This window comes from Streptomyces canus (genome assembly GCF_030816965.1).
In the GTDB taxonomy this organism is placed as follows: domain Bacteria; phylum Actinomycetota; class Actinomycetes; order Streptomycetales; family Streptomycetaceae; genus Streptomyces; species Streptomyces canus_E.
In genome coordinates this window covers 1,335,384-1,355,617 of record NZ_JAUSYQ010000002.1, presented here as the reverse complement: position 1 = coordinate 1,355,617, position 20,234 = coordinate 1,335,384, and the positions used below count along the sequence as shown (strand labels likewise).

The window sequence follows — 20,234 nt, the reverse complement described above, 5'->3', positions numbered from 1 at the left end:
CGCGGTGCCCGGTGATGCAAACCGCCCGGGTTCCGGCCCGCCCCGTCCGTCTGCCGAGTGGGAGACGGACGACGCATTGCCCTGCGCTTCAGTCCTTCCGTGATTTCTACCTTGGAGGCACAGTCATGGGCTCGTATGCCCTTCCCAGACCCGTTGTCCGCCGGAAGATCCGCGGCCTGGCATCGGCGCTGGTCGTCGTCGTCCTCGGTGCGGTCGCCGCACTGGTCGCGCCGCCGACCGCACACGCCGCCGAGAACACGCTCGGCGCCGCGGCGGCGCAGAGCGGCCGCTACTTCGGTACCGCCATCGCCTCGGGCAGGCTGGGCGACTCGGCGTACACGACGATCGCGGGCCGTGAGTTCAACATGGTGACGCCCGAGAACGAGATGAAGATCGACGCCACCGAACCGCAGCGGGGCCAGTTCAACTTCGCCGCCGGTGACCGCGTCTACAACTGGGCGGTGCAGAACGGCAAGCAGGTACGCGGCCACACCCTGGCCTGGCACTCCCAACAGCCCGGCTGGATGCAGAGCCTGAGCGGCAGCACGCTGCGCCAGGCCATGATCGACCACATCAACGGCGTGATGGCCCACTACAAGGGCAAGATCGCCCAGTGGGACGTCGTGAACGAGGCCTTCGCCGACGGCAGTTCGGGAGCCCGGCGCGACTCCAACCTGCAGCGCACCGGCAACGACTGGATCGAGGTCGCCTTCCGCACCGCGCGCGCCGCGGACCCGGCCGCCAAGCTCTGCTACAACGACTACAACGTCGAGAACTGGACCTGGGCCAAAACCCAGGCCATGTACGCCATGGTCCGCGACTTCAAGCAGCGCGGCGTGCCAATCGACTGCGTCGGCTTCCAGTCGCACTTCAACAGCGGCAGCCCCTACAACAGCAACTTCCGCACCACCCTGCAGAACTTCGCCGCTCTCGGCGTCGACGTGGCCATCACCGAACTCGACATCCAGGGCGCCTCGGCCACGACCTACGCCGGCGTGACCAACGACTGCCTGGCCGTCCCGCGCTGCCTCGGCATCACCGTCTGGGGTGTGCGCGACACCGACTCCTGGCGATCGCAGGACACCCCGCTGCTGTTCAACGGCGACGGCAGCAAGAAGCCCGCTTACACCGCCGTCCTCGACGCACTCAACGGCGGCACCTCCACGCCCCCTTCGGGTTCGGGAACGATCAAGGGTGTCGGGTCGGGCCGCTGCCTGGACGTGCCCAGCAGCAGTACCACCGACGGCACCCAGCTCCAACTGTGGGACTGCAACAACGGCACCAACCAGCAGTGGACGTACACCGCCGCCGGTGAGCTCAGGGTCTACGGCAACAAGTGCCTGGACGCCGGCGGCACCGGCAACGGCACCAAAGTCCAGATCTACAGCTGCTGGGGCGGCGACAACCAGAAATGGCGCCTCAACTCCGACGGATCCATCGTCGGCGTCCAGTCCGGCCTCTGCCTCGACGCCGTCGGGGGCGGCACCGCCAACGGCACCCTGATCCAGCTCTACTCCTGCTCGAACGGCAGCAACCAACGCTGGACCCGCACCTGAGGCCACCTGTGGGTTGCCTGGAGTGCTGCGAAGCCTCCAGGCAACCGCCAGGCCGTTGGTCGGGATGCGAGGCGGCTCTCTCCGTTGGATGGTGGAGCCATGAACCAGGACTACCGCCAGCCTCAGCGGATGATCGAGATCGACACCCGGCTCATCAGGATCGGCGCCGTGCTCACCGCGGCCGGTGCCGCGGTGGCGTGCGCCGGCATGGGCGTCGCGGCCTTCGCCGTCTTCTCGGCAGGTCGACGCATGATCCGCGACATGGACGTGCCCCCCTCCCAGCAGGCGGCCATGAAGTGGCGACAGGCCAAGGAGGCGTCCCTGGCGGGCGCGCGGGCGTGGCAGGCCGCGTCCGACGCCCAGGACGGGTCGCTGGCCCGCTAGGTCGGGCGCCTTCTCCTGGACGTGCCACGCGTGGACGCGTTGATCACGCGTTCCTTCGTTCGCGGCCGTGGTGGCTGTGAGCGAGCTTGTGCCCGATGGTCATGGCAAGCGCCATCGGCCCTTCGATGACCTCCAGTGCCGAGCGCCTTCGTGACGCCTCCGTCCGTGGACGGCCGCCGTGGTTCCGGCTGTGAACAGGCCAGTAGCGCCCACTGCCACGTCCCTCGACGGCCCCGCATGACGGGCGGGCTGGTAGCCCGACGGTGTGACATGCCCCGCCGAAATCGGCGGCACCGTGTGCCGGTCGGTGCCGCCCGCGGCGCTGGGTGCTTTCGTCTGAGGCCGGGTGTGCGACGGCTGGCTGCTGTGTCCGTCCTGGTGGACCAGCCGAGGCCCGGCTTGCCTCATGCCTCGCCCGAATCCCTGAGGGCGCGCCGTCCCAAACGTCCAAGGAGACATCGCGATGACAACGAAAGTCGAGAACCGAGGGACGACGTCCGCGCAGCTCCTCAGGGGCCAGAAGGCACTGGTGACCGGGGCCAACTCGGGCATCGGCCTGGCGACCGCCGTTGCCCTGGGCCGGGCCGGAGCGGACGTCGTGGTGAACTACGTCGTCGGTGCGCACGAGGCAGAGAACGTCGTGAAGGAGATCGAGAGCTTCGGCGTCCGTGCCTACGCCCACGAGGCCGACGTGTCCGACGAGGACCAGGTGACCGCCATGGTCGCGCGGATGGTCGAGGAGTTCGGCACCATCGACATCATGGTGGCCAACGCGGGCCTTCAGCGGGACGCGGCCGTCACGGACATGACGCTCGCCCAATGGCAGAAGGTCATCGACGTCAACCTGACCGGCCAGTTCCTGTGCGCGCGGGAGGCAGCCAAGGAGTTCATCCGGCGCGGCGTGGTGGAGGAGGTCTCCCGTTCGGCGGGAAAGATCATCTGCATGAGCTCGGTCCACCAGATCGTCCCGTGGGCGGGCCACGTGAACTACGCCTCCTCCAAGGGCGGTGTGGGCATGCTGATGCAGACCCTCGCCCAGGAGCTCGCGCCCAAGCGGATCAGGGTCAACGCCGTCGCACCCGGCGCCATCCGCACACCGATCAACCGCGACGCCTGGGCCACCCCCGAGGCCGAGGCCGACCTGCTGCGCCTGATCCCGTACCGCCGTGTGGGCGATCCGGACGACATCGCCAACGCCGTCGTCGCCATGGCGTCCGACCTGCTCGACTACGTCGTCGGCAGCACGCTCTACGTCGACGGCGGAATGACGCTCTTCCCCGGCTTCGCCACCGGAGGCTGATCGCCGATGCAGGATCACGTCACGCCCCGCCGGGTGGTGGTCCTCGGCGGGGGGTTCGCCGGGCTGTTCGCCGCCCGTGCCCTACGGAAGTCACCGGTCGCCGTGACCGTGGTCGACCGCCGCGCCCACCACCTCTTCCAGCCGCTGCTGTACCAGTGCGCCTCCGGGATCCTGTCCGAGGGGCAGATCGCCCAGCCGCTCCGCGGGGTCCTGCGGCGCCACCACAACGTGAGATGCGTGCTCGCCGAGGCCACCGACGTGGATGCCGGCGCCCGGCTGGTCCACACCCGGCGACCCGACGGCGGAGCCCTCGTGCTGCCGTACGACGAACTGATCCTCGCGGTGGGGATGCGCCAGTCCTACTTCGGGCACGACGAGTTCGCCGCGCACGCCCCCGGTATGAAGACCCTGGACGACGCGCTCGACATCCGCCGACGGATCTACCGGGCGTTCGAGATGGCCGAGACGGCCGCGGACGACCGGGAACGGCATCAGTGGCTCACCTTCGCGCTCGTCGGCGGCGGGCCGACCGGTGTGGAACTGGCGGGACAGATCCGGGAGATCGCCGGCCACACCCTCGACCGGGAGTTCCAGAAGATCGACTCCGCCAAGGCACGGGTGCTGCTCTTCGAGGGGTCCGACGCCGTGCTGGGCGCGTTCGGCCCGGCACTGGCCCATCGCGCGGCCCGAACCCTGCAGGGACTCGGTGTGGAACTCCACCTGGGCACAGTGGTCACCGACATCGACGCGCACGGCCTGACGGTACGAGATCACGAGGGCACGACGACCCGGTTCGACGCGCGCACCGTGCTGTGGACGGCGGGCGTCGAGGCGCCGCCGATCGCGGCCGCCCTGGCCCGTGCGACCGGTGCCGAACAGGACTGGGCCGGACGCATTCTGGTCGAACCCGACCTCACCGTCCCCGGCCATCCGGAGATCCGTGTCACGGGAGACGTGATGAGCCTGAACCGTCTGCCGGGCCTGGCCGAGGTCGCCATGCAGTCGGGCGCCTACGCAGGCCGGATGGTGCGACATCAGGTCGAAGGCAGGACGAAGAAGCCCAAGCCCTTCAAGTACGTGGATCTCGGCAGCGCCGCCTACATCGCCCGCGGCCGGGCCGTGGTCAAGGCCGGCCCGCTGCATCTCTCGGGATTCACCGGCTGGCTCGTCTGGCTCTTCATCCACCTGGCCTTCCTCACCGGCTTCCGCAGCAGGCTGGGAGCGGTACTCAGCTGGTCCGTCGCCTTCGCCACCGGCTCGCGCCGCGAACGCGCCTTCACCATGACCGACACCGGCGCTCCGGCCGCCGGGCCGCCCCCTCACTAAACCCGTCCTTCCTCAGCCCCACCTGCTCGTACGGGGCAGACCTCCGAGGCGCACATGTTCAGCACAGCGGTCCTTCTCGCGAACACGCCGGACCAACTCCTGCCGGCTCGTGAGCTGATGGCCTTCACCCTGGCCTCACACATCCTGCTGGTCCCGTTCGGTGTGGCACTGCCGTTCATCACCCTGCTGATGCACCACCGGGGGCTGCGTCGCAACGATCCCGTCGCCCTCCTGCTCGCCCGGCGCTGGTCGGCGGTGATGGCCGTTCAGTTCGCCATCGGCATCATCACCGGCACCGTGCTGTCCTTCGAGTTCGGCCTGTTGTGGCCCGGCATGATGGGCCGCTGGGGCGACGTCTTCGGCCTCGGGTTCGGCGTCGAGGCATGGGCGTTCTTCCTGGAGGCCGTGCTGATCGCGATCTACCTCTACGGCTGGCGCCGGCTCAAGCCCTGGACCCACTTCTGGCTGGCCGTACCGCTGCCGCCGGCCGCCCTGATGGGGGCGTTCGGCATCATCGCGGCCAACTCCTGGATGAACACCCCCCAGGGCTTCAGCCTCGACGCCCGGGGCAGGCCGATCGACGTCGACGTGCGGCAGGCGATCTTCACACCGATCTTCGGCCCGGAGTACTGGCACTTCGTCGTCGCGATGCTCCTGACCGCCGCCTACGTGGTCGCCGGCGTGTACGCGGTCGGCTGGCTGCGCGGGCGCCGAGACCGATACCATCGGCTCGGATTCACCGTGCCGTTCACGGTGGCCGCGATCCTCACGCCGGTCCAGTTCATGCTCGGCGACTCCGCCGCTCGCGCCGTCTTCCACAAGCAGCCGATCAAGTTCGCCGCCACGGAGATCGTCTGGAAGACCGACACCCACGTGCCCGAGTACATGTTCGGACGGCTGAACAGTGACGGGACGATCTCCGGCGGACTCAAGATCCCCCAGCTGGACTCGATCCTCGCCGGCTTCAAACCCAGCACACAGGTGACGGGACTGACATCGGTGCCGGCCGCCGACCGTCCCACCGCCGTCCAGGCCACCATCGCCCACTGGGCCTTCGACATCATGGTCACCATCGGCAGCCTGCTCATCCTGCTCGCGCTCTGGTACGCCTGGTCCTGGTGGCGCCACCGGGACAACCCCCGTGGCCGCTGGTTCTACCGCTGCGCCGCCATCTCGGGCGTCGCCTGCCTGGTCACCGTGGAGTGCGGATGGATCACCACGGAGGTCGGCCGTCAGCCCTGGATCGTCTACCACCGCATGCGCGTCTCGGAGGCGGTGACCAGCACCGACGCCTCGGGGATCTGGACCATGCTCGGCATCGTCATGGCCGTGTACGTGCTGGTGTTCGGCGCGTTCCTCGCCGTCGTCCTGAAGATGCGCACCCGATGGCGCATCGCCGACGAGGGTTCGGCCGCCGCGCGCGCCGAACTGCCCCCGGAGGACGACACCCCGTACGGGCCCCGAAGCGAGCCCGAACCCGCAGCCGCCGCAGTCGCGCCCGACGGCGGGTCCGGCCACACCTCTGGCGGTGCGTCGTAATGGCCGAATTCATCGCATGGGTACTGGTGCTTGCGATCGCCGCCTACGCCTGCGCCGGAGGCACCGACTACGGCGCGGGCTTCTGGGACCTTCTGGCCGGGGGCGCGGAGCGCGGCAAGCGGCCCCGCTGGCTCATCGACCACGCCATGGCACCGGTCTGGGAGGTCAACAACGTCTGGTTGGTCTTCGTCCTGGTCATCATGTGGACCGGCTTCCCGACGATGTTCCAGGCCGTCTTCTCCGCTTTGTGGCTGCCGCTCGCCCTCGCCGCCGTCGGCCTGGTGCTCCGCGGCGCCGGGTTCGCCCTGCGCAAGCCGACCCGACGCCTGGCCCGACGACGGATCTACGGGGCGATGTTCGCCGTCTCGTCACTGGTGACGCCGTTCTTCCTGGGGGCGGTCCTCGGCGGCATCGCCTCGGGCCGGGTCAAGGTCGGCACGACCGCCGCCGCGGACGCCTGGGCCAATGGAACCTCCGTCCTCGCGGGCCTGCTGGCCATCGCGGCCACCGCGTTCCTCGGGGCGGTCTTCCTCTGCTCCGACGCCCTGCGGTTCGGCGCGCACGATCTCGTCGACTACTTCCGCGTACGGGCGCTGATCGCCTTCGGCGCCGTGGTGGTCCTCGCGCTCATCGCCCTGCCCGTCACCCGCGACGACGCCCGGTACGTCTGGGACGGCCTCACCGGGGGCCTGGGCCTGCTGCTGATCATCCTGGCCGCCGTCTGCGGACTGGCGACGGTGCTGCTTCTGCTGCGCCGGTCCCACGGCTGGACCCGCTACACCTCGGTGGCGAGTGTCGCCCTGACCGTCGGCGCCTGGGGCTGCGCGCAGCGGCCCTATGCACTGCCCACCTCGCTGACGGTGGCCGAAGCGGCCGGCGCCGCTCACACCCTCCGGTGGCTGATGATCGTCACCGCCATCGCGATCGTCCTGGTCGGTCCAGCACTGGTACTCCTCTACCGGCTCGACACGATGGGCGAGCTGGAGGAGCTCACCGACGCCGACACCGGGGCCGTCAGAGCAGCAGGTGACGACCTGTAGCGACCTCAGGAACGTGTTGCGCTTGGCCGAGAGGCAGGCGTCACCGCAGTCCACCACTGTGCCGGGCCGTGCGGACCGAGAAGGTGGCGCGTGCAGGAGAGCCGCACCGGACGGCAACTGACTCTCCGTCACGGCACGCGCCGTGCCGTCATCGTCGAGTTGGGCGCGGCCAGATCCTGGTGCCGTGGCCCAACCGGAGGCGCGACGGCCGATACGTGACCGACTCGTCCCACCACGCATCGAAAGGCCCACTTGTGACAACGGACCAGGTGCTCATCGGCGTGGGCCTGATCCTCGTGCTGGCCGTCGGATCGCAGGTCCTGGCCGACCGCCTGCGCATCCCTGCCCTCATTCTGCTGCTGCCGGTCGGCTTCGGCGCGGGCGCGCTGATCGACGACGTCGATCCCGAGAGGCTGCTGGGGGCGGCGTTCTCACCGCTGGTGTCCCTGGCCGTCGCCGTGATCCTCTACGACGCGGGCCTCGGGCTGGACCTGGCGCGGCTGAAGGGCCACACCCGCCGCGTCGTCGTCCGGCTGATCTGGATCGGTGTCCTGATCACCTGGTTGCTCGGCACACTCCTCGCCGCGCCGCTGCTGGGGATGTCCCGGCGTGCGGCCATCATGATCGGCGCGATCCTCGTGGTCTCGGGGCCGACGGTCGTAGGACCGCTGCTCAGCTTCGTGCGACCGAAGGACCGTCTCCAGCACATCCTGATCTGGGAGGGCTCCCTCATCGACCCGGTCGGTGGCGTCCTGGGAGCACTGGTCTTCCACGCGGTCGTGGCGAGCTCGGGTCACCCCCTCGGCAGCGGGACGGCACAGTTCCTGGCTGGCGTGGGCATCGGAGCGGCCGGAGGAGCCGTCGGGGCGGCTCTGCTGTGGCTGTTGTTCCGGGTGCCGCGGCTCGGCGAGGTCCTCGGCACCACAGCGCAGCTTGCCGCGGTGATCGGTGTGGCGGCGCTGTGCGATGTGCTGCGCGACGACACGGGACTCATCGCCGCCGTGGTGATGGGCCTCGCCGTCGCCAACCTCCCCGGCATGGGCGCACCCGCACGTCGGCCGTTCTTCGAGACCCTGGTCAGCCTGATCCTCGGTCTTCTGTTCATCTCCATCGCGGCCACCGTCGCCCCGCACTCGCTGCGCCATGTGTGGCTGCCCGCGCTCGGGCTCGCCGCCTTTCTGATGCTGGTCGTCAGGCCGCTGGTCGCGGCCTTGTCCACCCTCGGCACCGACCTGACACGCGGCGAGCGGGGCTTCATCGGCTGGATGGCGCCGCGCGGCATCGTCGCGGCCGCCACGGCCTCGACGTTCTCGGTCGGCCTGGTCGCCAAGGGGATCGGCGGCGCGTCGAAGATCCTTCCGGCCACCTTCATGGTCATCGTCGCGACCGTGACGCTCTACGGCCTGACCGCCTCGATCGTCGCCCGGCGGCTGGGCGTCGTGCGCCCGTCCCGCTCGCGGCCCTTGCTCGTCGGGGGCGACCCCTGGGTGGTCGACCTGGGCGTGGCCCTGAAATCGGCAGGGCTGGAGGTCCTGATGTGGGCAGGGGAAGAGGAACAACGCGACCGTATCCGTCGGGCGGGGATCGAACTCGCGCCCGGTGAGCTGCTGGGTGCTGCCACGGGTGGGGCCGCAGAGCTGGAGGGCATCACGGCGGTGTACTTCCTCACCGCCGAGGACGACTTCAACGCATTGGCGTCGGTGCTTCTGCGAGGCAGCGTGGAGGGTACGGTCCACCGCCTGAACGCACCGGCCGACAGCCAGGGCGTGGTGGCGCCGTTCATCGGCGGCGAGGTTCTGTTCGGCCCGGACCTGACCTGGCCGACCTTCTCCCGTAGATACGAGGAAGGAGCAGCCGTGCTCAGGCAGCCGGCCGACGACGCCGTGCGTCCCGGCAGCGATCCGCTGTTCCTCGTACGGCGGGACGGCCGCCTCGATCCGGTCACGGCAGGCAGCCCACTGCCGGCCCGGCCAGGCGACACGGTCGTCCTGCTGACACCGGGCGGACGGGCTGGGGAGAGCCTGCCACGGTAGGCGGGCCGTCGACTGTCGATGGCCCGAAGCCCGTCATTTGCCGGTCTCAGCCGCCCGCTGGTCGTCCGGGTGAGGTTGCAGCGCCCCGTCCGGCCCCTGAGACGCCGGCTGCCACCGCGGCACCGAACAGAGTCCGGTCCGAACAGTTGACGGCTTTTCAGCTGCGGTAGGGACCGGAGCGTGGGTCTCGCCCGGCGCGGCCGCCTGCGCGGGCAGGGCCGTGCGAGACAGGACGGTGAAGCCGGCCGGGACGGCGGCGAGCCCAGAAGCCGACGCTCGTGACGACCGACGGACCGAGGATGTCCGCGATCACCCCGACCCGTGCGAACCCAGTTGCAGACGACCGACCTTGACGGCGGGCACCGTAGAGCACGGCGGTCGCAGCGGCCGGAGCCTTTGCCGATGTGCAAGCCGTTTCCTCGTCCGTCGGTGCGAGGTATGGGAAATAAACATCCGACTTCCGGCCTGGGCGTAATTCCCGGTGCACCGGGATCCTTTATTGGAAGACCGTATGGACCTACTCATGTTCTGCCGGTCGGCGATTCTCGTGGCAAGCTGAAATACGGGCCACCGATCGGTTGCAGGTCAGTGGCGAGGTCTACGCTGGAGGATCCGGGAAATGACTACAGCGGGAATGCACCAACACCGAACCGGGGGAGTGTGGGCGTCCGGTTGGACCGCTTTCGCCGGGGTCATGATGATCTTCGGCGGCGCGATGGCGATATTCGAAGGCATCGCCGCCATAGCCGAGGACGACGTCTTCGTCACTGCTCGTAACTACACCTACGACTTCTCTCTGACGAGTTGGGGCTGGATCCACCTCGCCCTCGGCGTCCTCGTCCTGGCCGCCGGCATCGCCCTCTTCGGTGGGGCTGTCTGGGCGCGTGTGATCGGTATCGCGCTCGCGGGCCTGTCGATGATCGCCAACTTCATGTGGCTGCCGTACTACCCCGTCTGGGCCGTCGTGCTGATCGCCGTGGATGCCTTCGTCATCTGGGCGCTGTGCGTCGGAAGGAGCCGGGAGGCCCGCACCGGCTAGGTCGGCAGTAGGCCAGAAGGCGATGCCGTGATGCATTACGTGTGGCGATCCCCACTCGCGGCTCCGCGGCCGACCGGTCCGAGGACGGCGCGCAGCCGCGAGTCCGAGACCCCGTGACCGGGACCCGGGAACCTGTGACTGTCACCGCCCACGGGCCGCCGATCGTGGTGGTCCTGGGGGTCTCGGGTTCTGGGAAGACCACCGTCGGCAAGGCGGTCGCCGAGCAGCTCGGAGTGCCGTTTCTCGAGGGCGACGACTTCCATCCGGCAGCGAACATCGCGAAGATGAGCGCCGGCCATCCCTTGGACGACGCCGACCGCGAGCCCTGGTTGCGTGCCCTCGCCGAGCGCATCCGTCAGTCCGCCGAAGCCGACGAGGGCCTGGTCATAGCCTGTTCGGCCCTCAAGCGTGCCTACCGCGACGAACTTCGGTCGGCCGCCGGTGCCGTGCTGTGGTGTCTGTACCTCGCCCTGGACCGGGCCACCGCATGGGACAGGGTGTCCCGGCGTACCGGCCATTTCATGCCCGCCGGGCTGGTCGAGTCGCAGTTCGCGACGTTGGAACCGCTGCAACCGGACGAGCCGGGCATGACCCTGGACGCAACCGCCGATCTTCCGGCGCTTGTCAGCCGGGTGCGGGCCGCTGTCACACGCCGCGACGGGCTCGCAGGCAGCTGAAGCCGCTCCTGGGCGGTGGAGTGGGTCCAGGTGCGGAGCTCGCCGTGATGTCCGTCAGACCCGCCCTCAGTGCCCAGGACTTCAGCCGCCGCCCGGCGAGTGCCCAGGACTTCAGGCGCCGCCCGGCGTCCGGCTCACCGCCGTTGACCCGGGCCACCCGGCGGTACACACGGCTGCGTAATCCGAGTCGGCCGGTCGCGACGACCCGCAAGTTCCTGGTGGATACCGATGGCGATGAGAGCACCGCTCCTACGCCGTCGGCCTGACCGCCCCCTCGCGTCGGCGTGCGCTCACCCGGCGCCAGATCGCCCGCTGACACTTGAGTGTGCCGGTCCCGACCACGATCAGCACGACGATGTTGAGCAACAGTTGCAGCAGTGAGCCCCAGGCCTCGTCCCAGCTGGCGAACGCCGACGAGACGCCGATGTCCGCCGCCGCCGGAATCGTGGTCACCGAGATGAAGACACCGAGCAGCGCGCTTGTGCGGGCCTCGGCCAGCGAGACGATGCCGACGATCCCGGCCAGCACCGCCACCGCGGCGGAGAAGAAGTTGGGGGTGTTGATCAGATTCGAGACGGGCCTGAGCCCCAGCTCGAAGGCCCTCGGCTGCAGTCCGAAGCCCCGGACCGACAGGGCGAAGAGGAAGGTCGCGGCAATGGCCGACAGGAAGCCCACGAGCAGCGCCATCAGGCCCTGCCCGATCCGCGGCCGGGCGCGGTGGTCGATCCCGAGCGCGATGCTGGTGATGGCCCCGTACTCGGGTCCGACCACCATGGCCGCGACGATGAGGATCTGCGAGTTGGTGATGATCCCCACCGCGCCGATGAGCCCGGCGATGACCAGGAACAGGTAGAAGCTCGGGGGATACCTGCCCTCGGCCCGGATCCGGGCCTCCACCTGCTCCCACACCGGCGCACGCAGCCGGGCTCCGAGTTCCTCGGTCCCGGTCTTGGCCGCGAGGTCCGAGAACACCGTGTCCACCGGATCGAGGACGAGGGTGCCACGGTGTTCCAGCCCGAGGTCCCGCAGGCCGCGCAGCACCTCGTTGGCGGCTCCGGTCAGCACGTCGCACTCGATGGCGTCGCCCTCGGGGTTGCGTACCCGGCCCGTCTGCAGATGCAGGTTCAGCACGCACGTCTCGGCGCTCAGCAGGGCCATGGTGCGTTCCGTGAGGTCCGGCGGACACACCGCTCGGACATGGATCATGTCCATCCGGACCTCCGCGGATCGGTGCGGTGCGCGGCCTACGGCCCCGGACGGGGCGCCCATCCATTAACGCGGCGGTCCCCGGTCCCGGCAACCGGGCGTGCCGGTGGCCGGCGTCCGTCGGAGAGTGGGGGTATGCGAACGCCCGACGAGCTGAGCGAGGCCGATTTCCGGTCGCTGTATCGCCGCCTGCGCGTCACGGCCCCCGGCGGTGGCACTCCCAGGGGTGCCCTGGACACGATCACCGGGGAGCAGGTGCTCGCGGCCGTCCGCGAGGTGCGGTCGGGACGTACGGTGTCGCTCGCGGCCCCGGTGAACACCCGTCCCGGACCTGACGACGCCGATCCGGCCGAGCACCGCCTCACGGCTCCGGTAGACGCCCAACCGGCGGCGCGGGGCCTGGAATTCGCGCGGGACCGCTTCGCCATGAACATCCACGGTGACGTGAACAGTCACCTGGATGCGCTCTGCCACGTCATCTACGACGGCACCCTGCACGGCGGTGCACCGGCAGCGGGCGCCCTGTCCCCGGCCGGAGCGAGCGCGCTCTCCGTCGACCTGGCCCGCGACGGCATCGTCGGACGCGGGGTCCTGCTCGACGTTCCCCGGTTGCACGGCGGCCCCTGGCTCGAACCCGGAACGAGCGTGAGAGCCGAGGACCTCGCCGCGGCCGAGGCGCGGCAGGAGATCCGGGTCGGCCGGGGCGACATCGTCCTCGTACGGGTCGGACACCGCCGACGCCGTGAGGAGCTGGGTCCCTGGGACGTGTCCGACGCTCGTGCCGGACTCCACCCGACCGCCATGGAGTTCCTGGCCGAGCGAGAGGCGGCCGTACTCGGCAGTGACGGCAACAGCGACACGGCCCCCAGTCCGGTGGAGGGGGTCGCGTTCCCGGTGCATGTGCTCGCCGTCCACGCGATGGGGCTGCATCTGCTCGACTACCTGCGGTTCGAGGACCTCGCGCCGATCTGCGCGCGGGAGGGCCGCTGGACGTTCCTCTGTGTGATCGCCCCCCTCAGGCTGCCGGCGGCCACCGGCTCCCCGGTCAATCCCCTCGCGATCCTGTGACACCAGATGGCCGACGAGCGATCGCCCGGCGTCCTGTGGCTCAGGCGGTCAGCTGGTAGACGCTTCGCCCACCGGACCGCGACTGTCCGGTCCTGGTGGTCCTCCAGCCATGTGCGCAACCGGCGCAGCCGCACACGGAGGTGGCTCACGGCAGCAGCCCGGCAAAGCCGCGTACGAGGCGGCATGCGAGAGATCGGCATCCACCGTGGCGACGGCCTCGGCGGCCACCATCCCCCAGGGCAGGAACAGCAGGACCCACGAGGCATGCCATCCGGAACGCCGCCACCGCTCTCCTCACCCGTACGGCACAGCCGTGCACGGGCCGCGGGCATCGCCGGCCGCCCGGGGCGGCACTCTGGTGAGGCGGTCACGCCCCGGGCGTGACGCCCGGACCGGACAGCGGGAGCAGCATGCGCGCAGACAGAGAATCCGGATCGCCCGCAGACGGCGGGAAGAGCCGTTGGCGCGAACGGGCGGCGGATCTGAGGGCCCGGCTGCTGAGGCTGCGCAGCACCGCCGAGCAGCGGTTCCCGGTGATCACCCGCCTCACCGCTCACCTGATCGCGGTGAACCTGCTGGACTCCGCGACGCGGCTGGCGGCCCAGGCCTTCCTGACCGCCGTACCCCTGCTCTTCCTGGTCGCCTCCGTCGCCCCGCAGGGCGTGCGCAACCAGATCATCACCTCTGTGCACGACCTCTTCGGCATCGATGGCGCCGCCGAGCACGAGCTGAAGAAGGTCTACCAGGCCAACCCCGCCGATCTGCAGCAGAGCACCGGGGTGGTCAGCGCACTGATGGTGCTGGTCTCCGCGACCGCATGCAGCCGCGCGATGCAGCGGTTGTGCCAACGGGCCTGGCGGATGCCGGGTGCGGGCGCCCGGGTCGCCGCGTGGAGATGGCCCGTGTGGCTCGCCGTCTGGCTTGTCGTCGTCGTTCTGCAGGGGCCGTTGCGGGAGGGTTTCGGCGCCGGACTGTGGCTGGGCGTGCCGCTCCTGCTGACCGTGGAGGTGGCCGTGTGGTGGTGGACCCAGCACCTGCTGCTGGCCGGGCGCCTCCCCTGGATGCCTCTGCTGCCCGGGGCGGTCCTCACCGGGGTCGCCATGACCGTGCTGTCGGTGATCGCGAAGTTCTATGTGCCGGCCGCGCTCAACCGCAGCCTGGAGCGGTACGGGTCGCTCGGTGCGGTCTTCACCGTGCTGTCGTGGCTGATCGGACTCTGTGTCGTGGTGGCCCTCTGCATCACCGTCGGTGCGGTCATCGCCCGAGAACCCGCCGTGGCCCGACGTCTTGGATCACCCGCTTGGCCCAACTCGCCGGAAAAGTAACCCAGGGATACGTTGGTAGTGGATCAGGAGTCCCCTTCACCCGGCGGGACCGGAGCATGCTCCGAGGACGGTGGCCCGTATGGCCGACGAACTGCACTACGACGTCATCATCATCGGAACCGGTGCGGGCGGCGGCACCATCGCCCACCGCCTGGCCCCCACCGGAAAACGGATCCTCCTCCTCGAACGCGGCGACTATCTGCCCCGAGAACGCGACAATTGGGAATCCACCGCGGTCTTCGTCAAAGGCAAATACCGCGCTCCGGAGTTCTGGTACGACAAGAACGGAAACCAGTTCCCACCCGAGGTCAATTACTACGTGGGCGGCAACACCAAGTTCTACGGCGCCGCACTTTTCCGTATGCGCCCCGAGGACTTCGGTGAACTCCGGCACCACGACGGCATCTCCCCGGCCTGGCCACTGAGCTACGAGGAGCTCGAGCCGTACTACACGCAGGCCGAGCACCTCTACCTCGTCCACGGCCTGCACGGCGAGGACCCGTCCGAGGGCCCCACCAGCGCCCAGTACGCCTACCCGCCGGTCCAGCACGAGCCGCGCATCCAGCAGCTCAGCCACGATCTGGAGAAGCAGGGGCTGCATCCCTTCCACCTCCCGATCGGGGTGAACCTCACCCAGGACGACCGGGGCCGGGCCACCCACACCAGCGCCTGCATCCGCTGCGACCGGGTCGACGGCTTCCCGTGCCTGGTCGGCGCCAAGTCCGACGCACAGGTCATCTGCGTCGATCCCGCCCTCGAACACGCCAACGTCGAGATGGTCACCCATGCGGACGTGCGACGCCTCGACACGGACGGGACCGGTCGCAGTGTCACCTCGGTCGTCGCGACGGTGGGGGACGGGGACCCCGCCACCGTGGAGTTCAGTGCCGACGTCGTGGTCGTCGCCTGTGGTGCGGTCAACTCGGCCGCACTGCTGCTGCGTTCGGCCAACGACCGGCATCCGCAGGGCCTGGGCAACAGCTCGGACGTGGTGGGCCGGCACTACATGCGGCACAACAACCTCGCCCTGATGGCGGTGTCCAAGGAACCCAACGACACCAAGTTCCAGAAGACCCTGGCGCTGCACGACTGGTATCTGGGATCCGACGACTGGGACTACCCCCTCGGCGGCATCCAGATGCTGGGCAAGTCCGACTCCGAGCAGATCCACGGCGAAGCGCCCCGCTGGGCCGGGGCCGTCGCCCCCGACATGCCCTTCGAGGTGCTCGCCCACCACGCGGTCGACTTCTGGCTGTGCGGAGAGGATCTGCCCCTCGCCGAGAACCGCGTCACCCTGGACCGCGACGGCGGCATCCACCTGGCCCTCGACGAGAAGAACAACATCGCCGGCCTGAAGCACCTGCGGCACAAACTGCAGAGCATGCTCAGCCACTTGGGCATGCACGAACACCACCTGCTGTCGCACAGTATCTACCTGCACAAGGGCATGCCCATCGGCGCCACCGCGCATCAGGCGGGCACCGTCCGCTTCGGCCACGACCCCGAACGCTCCGCGCTCGACGTCAACTGCAAGGCCCACGACCTCGACAACCTCTACGTCGTCGACACGAGCTTCTTCCCGAGCATCGGAGCGGTCAACCCTTCGTTGACCGCCATCGCCAACGCCCTGCGAGTAGGCGACCGGATCGCGGAGCGACTTCAATGACGTCGAACCACCCGGACAACAGCGACATCCGGCACCGCACACCTCAGGAGCGAGCCCAACGCGGCAACGCCGACCAGTCGGTGCCGGCGCCCTTCGCCGGCGCCGACGACCACGGAACGCAGGGCGAGCGCGTGGTCTCCGGCCGACGGCTCATGCAGGCCACCAGTGACATCTTCCTCGGCTGGGAGCGGGTCGAGGGGATCGACGGTCGCCGACGTGACTTCTCTGTACGGCAGTTGCGGGACTGGAAGGGCATCGCCGTACCCGAGGCGATGGGGCCGGCCGGAATGCGGACCTTCGGTGAGCTGTGCGGCGCCACGCCGGCCCGCGCACACGCGCGGTCGGGCGACCGGATCGCCATCGTCGCGTACCTGGGCGGGGGCGACTGCTTCGACCGAGCGCTCGTGACCTTCGCCGAGCGCTACGCCGACCAGAACGAGAAGGACCACCAGGCACTCGTCGACGCCGTCCGTACGGGACGGGTAACGGCTCAAGCAGCCTGACGAGGCGATCAGCAGGGAGAACGCCATGGAACGCTACCCGCCCATCGCCGATCACGGTCTCGTCGGGGATCTGCAGACCGCAGCCTTGGTCTCGTCCCAAGGCGTGATCGACTGGTTCGCGGCACCGCGCTTCGACTCGCCGAGTGTCTTCGCCGCCCTGCTCGACCACGACGGTGGCGGCCATTTCCTCCTCGCGCCCGATCATCCCGAGGGCACCTGGAAGCAGCTCTACTACCCGGACAGCGCCGTCGTGGTGACCCGGTTCATGTCACCCGACGGAGTCGGCGAGATCGTCGATCACATGCCGGTCCTGCCGGGCCCGACGGCGACCGACCGGCACCAACTGGTGCGCGTCGTCCGCGCGGTGCGCGGCACCGTGCACTTCGCCCTCGAATGCCGGCCGCGGTTCGACTACGCGCGGGCCACCCACGACCTCGACCTGACGGACGGCACGGCCACCTTCCGGGCCCCGGGCACGACCGCCTACCTCCAGGGCAGCATCCCGCTCGAACGGGACGGCCAGGACGTCCGGGGCGGCATCACCCTCAGCGACGGAGACTCGGCAGCGGTGGTGTTCACGGTGTGCGCGCAGGACGGGGAGGCCCCACCGCCACCCACCACGGAACAGATCACCGAAGACCTCTGGGAGAACGTCGACTTCTGGCACAAGTGGGTGCGCACCTCGAACTACCGCGGCCGCTGGATGGAGATGGTGCACCGCTCGGCGATCACCCTCAAGCTCCTCACCTACGCCCCCAGCGGCGCACCGGTCGCCGCCGCCACCATGGGACTGCCCGAGCAGGTCGGCGGCGAGCGCAACTGGGACTACCGCTACACGTGGGTCCGGGACGGCTCCCTCTCGGTGCGGGCGCTGCTCGACCTCGGCTTCGTTGAGGAGGCGACCCGCTTCACCCACTGGCTCGGCGACCGTCTGCGGGCACGCGAAGGACCGGACGACGAACCCCTCCAGATCATGTACCGGGTAGACGGCGACCCGCATCTGACCGAGGAGATCCTGGACCACTTCGAGGGCTATCGCGGCTCCTACCCGGTCCGGGCCGGCAACGCCGCCTCCGACCAACTCCAGCTCGACATCTACGGCGAGGCCCTCTACGCCCTGGCCGAGGGCCGCCACGTCGGCGAACAGGCGGGCTACCACGGGTGGAAGGGCCTGACCCGCACCCTCGACTGGCTCGCCGACTCCTGGGACCGCCCCGACGAGGGCATCTGGGAGACCCGGGGCGGACGCAAGGACTTCACCTACAGCAGGGTGATGTGCTGGGCGGCCTTCGACCGCGGCCTGAAGATGGCAGCGGAGTTCAGCAGGCCGGCCGACACCGTGCGCTGGACACGGGCCCGCGACGAGATCCTCGAACAGGTCATGGAACGCGGCTGGAACGAGAAGGAGCAGGCCATGGTCCAGCACTACGGCGGTGACGTCCTGGACGCCTCCCTGCTGCTGGCCCCCCGGGTGGGTTTCGTGTCCCCCCGCAGCCCCGGCTGGCTCAACACCCTCGACGCCATGGAGCGGGTACTCGTCTCCGACAGCCTCGTCTACCGCTACGACCCCCAGGCGTCCCCCGACGGACTGCGCGGCTCCGAAGGAACCTTCAGCCTGTGCACGTTCCTCTACGTCGATGCCCTGGCCCGCGCCGGCCGGCTCCCGCAGGCCCGTTACACCTTCGAGAAGATGCAGACGTACGCGAACCACGTCGGCCTGTTCGCCGAGGAGATCGGCCCGAGCGGCGAGCAACTCGGCAACTTCCCGCAGGCCTTCACCCACCTCTCCCTCATCATGGCCGCGACGACGCTGGACGAGGCGCTCGACCGGGCTCCGCGCTGAACGCCGGGATTTCCGGCCCCTGCGGCAGCAGCTCCGTCGTCACGAACGCCACGACAGCGGCGAGCACGATCACCGGGACGGTCTCCGAGTTGCCGACGAGGAGCACGACCAGCACCACACAGCTGACGGGCAGTCGGAGCGTGGCGGCGGACGCGGCCGCCATGCCCGCCGCCATACCCGGTACGACGCCGAGCCCGGGCAGAGGCGAGAGCAGGACACCCACCGCACCGCCCAGGAACAGTGCGGGGAAGGTCGGACCGCCGCGCAGGCTGCCCAGGCAGAGCGTGTACGCGACGCCCTTGAACACCAGGACCGCCACCAGACTGCCGACGGACCACGCGTGGGGATCGGCGGCGAGTTGCGACAGGGTGGTCTGGCCGGAGAGGGACACCTCGGACGGCGAACGGCCGGTGATGCCGGCGTAGAGCGCCGCGCAGCCGGCCGCAGCGAGTGCGCAGAGCACCGTGTTCCTGAGTGGATGCGCGGCCACGAGGCGCGCCGCGATCCGTCCGCCCACCAGCATCCCGTGGACGGCCACGCCGATGGCGACCGCCATCAGCAGCGACCACCCCACGTCGCCGACGTCGAGGAGAGGCGGTGTGGGCAGCCCGATGTTCAGGCTTTCGGCATTCAGTCCGGTCCAGTGGCCGAAGCCGGTGAACACGATGGCGCCCACGCCGCTGGAGAGCAGGGCGGGAAGCATCACCGCGAACAACTGCGGCCCGCCGACTCCGGCCACCTCCATCAGCAGCACGGCAGCGACCAGCGGGCTGCCGAAGATCGCGGAGATGGCCGCCGCGGCGCCGGCGGCACCGAGCAGTGCCGTGCTCGCCTCGGTCGCGGGGGCCCGTACGAGATCCCGGAAAGCCAGCGCCAGGCCGCCGCCCAGGGCGATCAGGGGCGCCTCGGGCCCGAGCACGGCGCCCAGCGGCAGGCTGGCCAACGCAGCGAGGGCCACCCCGGGAACTGCCGCCTTCGACGCCCCTCCGGCATGCAGGCCCGCTGCTGGAATGTGCCCGCCTCTGCCGGGGAAACGCAGGACGACCAGGGCGACGACCGCACCTGACACCAGAGCCAGGGGAAGCGGCCACCACCACGGCGGATCGCTCCAACCGAGGTCATGCGGCCAGTCCACCCAGATCAGGTTCTCCAGCTCGTGGAGCAGGACGAGAAACCAGAACGCGATCAACGACACCGGGATGCCGATGATCCCGCAGAACACCAGGGCCCGCCGATACTCCGGCCGGCGCAACATCTCCCGCAACTCGTCGGCCTCTTTGGGCTGGTTTCCCGGAGCGGTCCCGGTGCGCTCGGGTTTCGGCTCGGCGATGGGTACTCTCCCGATTCTGCTCGCAGACGCTTCGGCTGACAGCAGCGCGACAGTACTCACCGGGTCACACGGCGCCGCTCCCAGCCACGCGGCAGCGAACGGAAACCCTCCGTGTGGACGTGCCGAATTCCTGTCCCCCGACTCGGGCCGCGGCGCCTGGAAGAAGCCGAGCTTCCTCGGCGAGTACGACACCAGCAGGTTCTTCGTCTCATGGTGGTGCACGCCCCGCATCTGGCATCACCAGCAGGAATGATGCCTGGTGCGGTCGTCGGCGGGGCGACCGGCCCGTGAATGGTCCGGATCTTGATCCTCGAACCCGATGCAGGGGGCCTCAGCAAAGTGCTGATGTGTTCCGGCGGGATCGGGCCGACCCCCGCAGCGGTCCTCTTCCCGGAGTGT

At 69.7% G+C, this 20,234-nt stretch carries 15 protein-coding genes and 1 pseudogene; 14 read left to right on the top strand and 2 right to left on the bottom strand.

Features of this window, described 5'->3' with window-relative positions; translation table 11 throughout:
* The first annotated feature begins 125 nt into the window (after positions 1–125).
* From QF027_RS07375 to QF027_RS07335, 9 genes are all read left to right on the top strand, one after another.
* Positions 126–1,556 carry an endo-1,4-beta-xylanase gene (locus tag QF027_RS07375; RefSeq protein ID WP_307073545.1) on the top strand — a complete coding sequence of 477 codons (1,431 nt, stop codon included), beginning with the start codon at positions 126–128 and terminating at the stop codon, positions 1,554–1,556.
* Between the two features lie 99 nt (positions 1,557–1,655).
* Entirely contained in the window at positions 1,656–1,940 is a 285-nt protein-coding gene (locus tag QF027_RS07370) for a hypothetical protein (RefSeq protein WP_306984988.1), read from the top strand.
* A 463-nt stretch (positions 1,941–2,403) separates the two neighbouring features.
* The gene (locus QF027_RS07365) at positions 2,404–3,240 is read left to right on the top strand and encodes an SDR family oxidoreductase (RefSeq protein ID WP_307073542.1); all 837 of its coding nucleotides are present in this window, start codon (positions 2,404–2,406) and stop codon (positions 3,238–3,240) included.
* A 6-nt stretch (positions 3,241–3,246) separates the two neighbouring features.
* Positions 3,247–4,566 (top strand): NAD(P)/FAD-dependent oxidoreductase, encoded by a 1,320-nt coding sequence (locus QF027_RS07360; protein WP_307073541.1) that lies wholly within the window; start codon positions 3,247–3,249, stop codon positions 4,564–4,566.
* Between the two features lie 54 nt (positions 4,567–4,620).
* Entirely contained in the window at positions 4,621–6,105 is a 1,485-nt protein-coding gene (locus QF027_RS07355; RefSeq protein WP_307073539.1) for a cytochrome ubiquinol oxidase subunit I, read from the top strand.
* Entirely contained in the window at positions 6,105–7,145 is a 1,041-nt protein-coding gene (locus tag QF027_RS07350) for a cytochrome d ubiquinol oxidase subunit II (protein ID WP_307073537.1), read from the top strand. The genes QF027_RS07355 and QF027_RS07350 overlap by 1 nt, the downstream gene beginning before the upstream one ends.
* A gap of 254 nt (positions 7,146–7,399) precedes the next feature.
* Positions 7,400–9,178, top strand: a complete 1,779-nt coding sequence (locus QF027_RS07345) for a cation:proton antiporter (RefSeq protein WP_307073535.1) — start codon at positions 7,400–7,402, stop codon at positions 9,176–9,178.
* A gap of 619 nt (positions 9,179–9,797) precedes the next feature.
* A complete protein-coding gene (locus QF027_RS07340; protein ID WP_306985001.1) occupies positions 9,798–10,217 on the top strand; it encodes a DUF7144 family membrane protein in 420 nt (139 codons plus the stop codon).
* A 134-nt stretch (positions 10,218–10,351) separates the two neighbouring features.
* Complete coding sequence (locus QF027_RS07335) at positions 10,352–10,894, top strand: gluconokinase (RefSeq protein WP_306985003.1); 543 nt, start codon at positions 10,352–10,354, stop codon at positions 10,892–10,894.
* Positions 10,895–11,143: 249 nt separating this feature from the next.
* On the opposite strand, the gene QF027_RS07330 is transcribed toward QF027_RS07335, so the two are convergent.
* The gene (locus QF027_RS07330; RefSeq protein WP_306985006.1) at positions 11,144–12,106 is read right to left on the bottom strand and encodes a DUF389 domain-containing protein; all 963 of its coding nucleotides are present in this window, start codon (positions 12,104–12,106) and stop codon (positions 11,144–11,146) included.
* Positions 12,107–12,235: 129 nt separating this feature from the next.
* On the opposite strand from QF027_RS07330, the gene QF027_RS07325 reads away from it, so the two are divergent.
* The 5 genes and pseudogenes from QF027_RS07325 to QF027_RS07305 all read left to right on the top strand — a co-directional run bounded on the left by QF027_RS07325 (position 12,236) and on the right by QF027_RS07305 (position 18,505).
* Positions 12,236–13,168, top strand: a complete 933-nt coding sequence (locus QF027_RS07325) for a cyclase family protein (protein WP_307073533.1) — start codon at positions 12,236–12,238, stop codon at positions 13,166–13,168.
* Between the two features lie 410 nt (positions 13,169–13,578).
* Positions 13,579–14,493: a YhjD/YihY/BrkB family envelope integrity protein gene (locus QF027_RS07320; protein WP_307073531.1), complete on the top strand. Its 915-nt coding sequence runs from the start codon at positions 13,579–13,581 to the stop codon at positions 14,491–14,493.
* 79 nt (positions 14,494–14,572) lie between these two features.
* On the top strand, positions 14,573–16,159 hold the full coding sequence (locus tag QF027_RS07315; protein ID WP_307073529.1) for a GMC oxidoreductase: 1,587 nt from the start codon (positions 14,573–14,575) through the stop codon (positions 16,157–16,159).
* Between the two features lie 56 nt (positions 16,160–16,215).
* Positions 16,216–16,662, top strand: a pseudogene (locus QF027_RS07310) (DUF2252 family protein); the annotation flags it as partial.
* A gap of 25 nt (positions 16,663–16,687) precedes the next feature.
* The gene (locus tag QF027_RS07305; RefSeq protein WP_307073527.1) at positions 16,688–18,505 is read left to right on the top strand and encodes a glycoside hydrolase family 15 protein; all 1,818 of its coding nucleotides are present in this window, start codon (positions 16,688–16,690) and stop codon (positions 18,503–18,505) included.
* On the opposite strand, the gene QF027_RS07300 is transcribed toward QF027_RS07305, so the two are convergent.
* Positions 18,456–19,760, bottom strand: coding sequence for a chloride channel protein (locus tag QF027_RS07300; RefSeq protein ID WP_307073526.1), 1,305 nt, complete (start codon positions 19,758–19,760; stop codon positions 18,456–18,458). The two genes, QF027_RS07305 and QF027_RS07300, sit on opposite strands and share 50 nt — an antisense overlap.
* Between the last annotated feature and the right edge of the window lie 474 nt (positions 19,761–20,234).

What these genes read in the sequence shown, in the direction of transcription:
- QF027_RS07350 (WP_307073537.1), top strand. Translation starts at nt 6,105, where the DNA reads ATGGCCGAATTCATCGCATGGGTACTGGTGCTTGCGATCGCCGCCTAC.
- QF027_RS07360 (WP_307073541.1), top strand. Translation starts at nt 3,247, where the DNA reads ATGCAGGATCACGTCACGCCCCGCCGGGTGGTGGTCCTCGGCGGGGGG.
- QF027_RS07370 (WP_306984988.1), top strand. Translation starts at nt 1,656, where the DNA reads ATGAACCAGGACTACCGCCAGCCTCAGCGGATGATCGAGATCGACACC.
- QF027_RS07315 (WP_307073529.1), top strand. Translation starts at nt 14,573, where the DNA reads ATGGCCGACGAACTGCACTACGACGTCATCATCATCGGAACCGGTGCG.
- QF027_RS07305 (WP_307073527.1), top strand. Translation starts at nt 16,688, where the DNA reads ATGGAACGCTACCCGCCCATCGCCGATCACGGTCTCGTCGGGGATCTG.
- QF027_RS07320 (WP_307073531.1), top strand. Translation starts at nt 13,579, where the DNA reads ATGCGCGCAGACAGAGAATCCGGATCGCCCGCAGACGGCGGGAAGAGC.
- QF027_RS07340 (WP_306985001.1), top strand. Translation starts at nt 9,798, where the DNA reads ATGACTACAGCGGGAATGCACCAACACCGAACCGGGGGAGTGTGGGCG.
- QF027_RS07325 (WP_307073533.1), top strand. Translation starts at nt 12,236, where the DNA reads ATGCGAACGCCCGACGAGCTGAGCGAGGCCGATTTCCGGTCGCTGTAT.
- QF027_RS07375 (WP_307073545.1), top strand. Translation starts at nt 126, where the DNA reads ATGGGCTCGTATGCCCTTCCCAGACCCGTTGTCCGCCGGAAGATCCGC.
- QF027_RS07365 (WP_307073542.1), top strand. Translation starts at nt 2,404, where the DNA reads ATGACAACGAAAGTCGAGAACCGAGGGACGACGTCCGCGCAGCTCCTC.
- QF027_RS07355 (WP_307073539.1), top strand. Translation starts at nt 4,621, where the DNA reads ATGTTCAGCACAGCGGTCCTTCTCGCGAACACGCCGGACCAACTCCTG.
- QF027_RS07300 (WP_307073526.1), bottom strand. Translation starts at nt 19,760, where the DNA reads ATGTTGCGCCGGCCGGAGTATCGGCGGGCCCTGGTGTTCTGCGGGATC.
- QF027_RS07330 (WP_306985006.1), bottom strand. Translation starts at nt 12,106, where the DNA reads ATGGACATGATCCATGTCCGAGCGGTGTGTCCGCCGGACCTCACGGAA.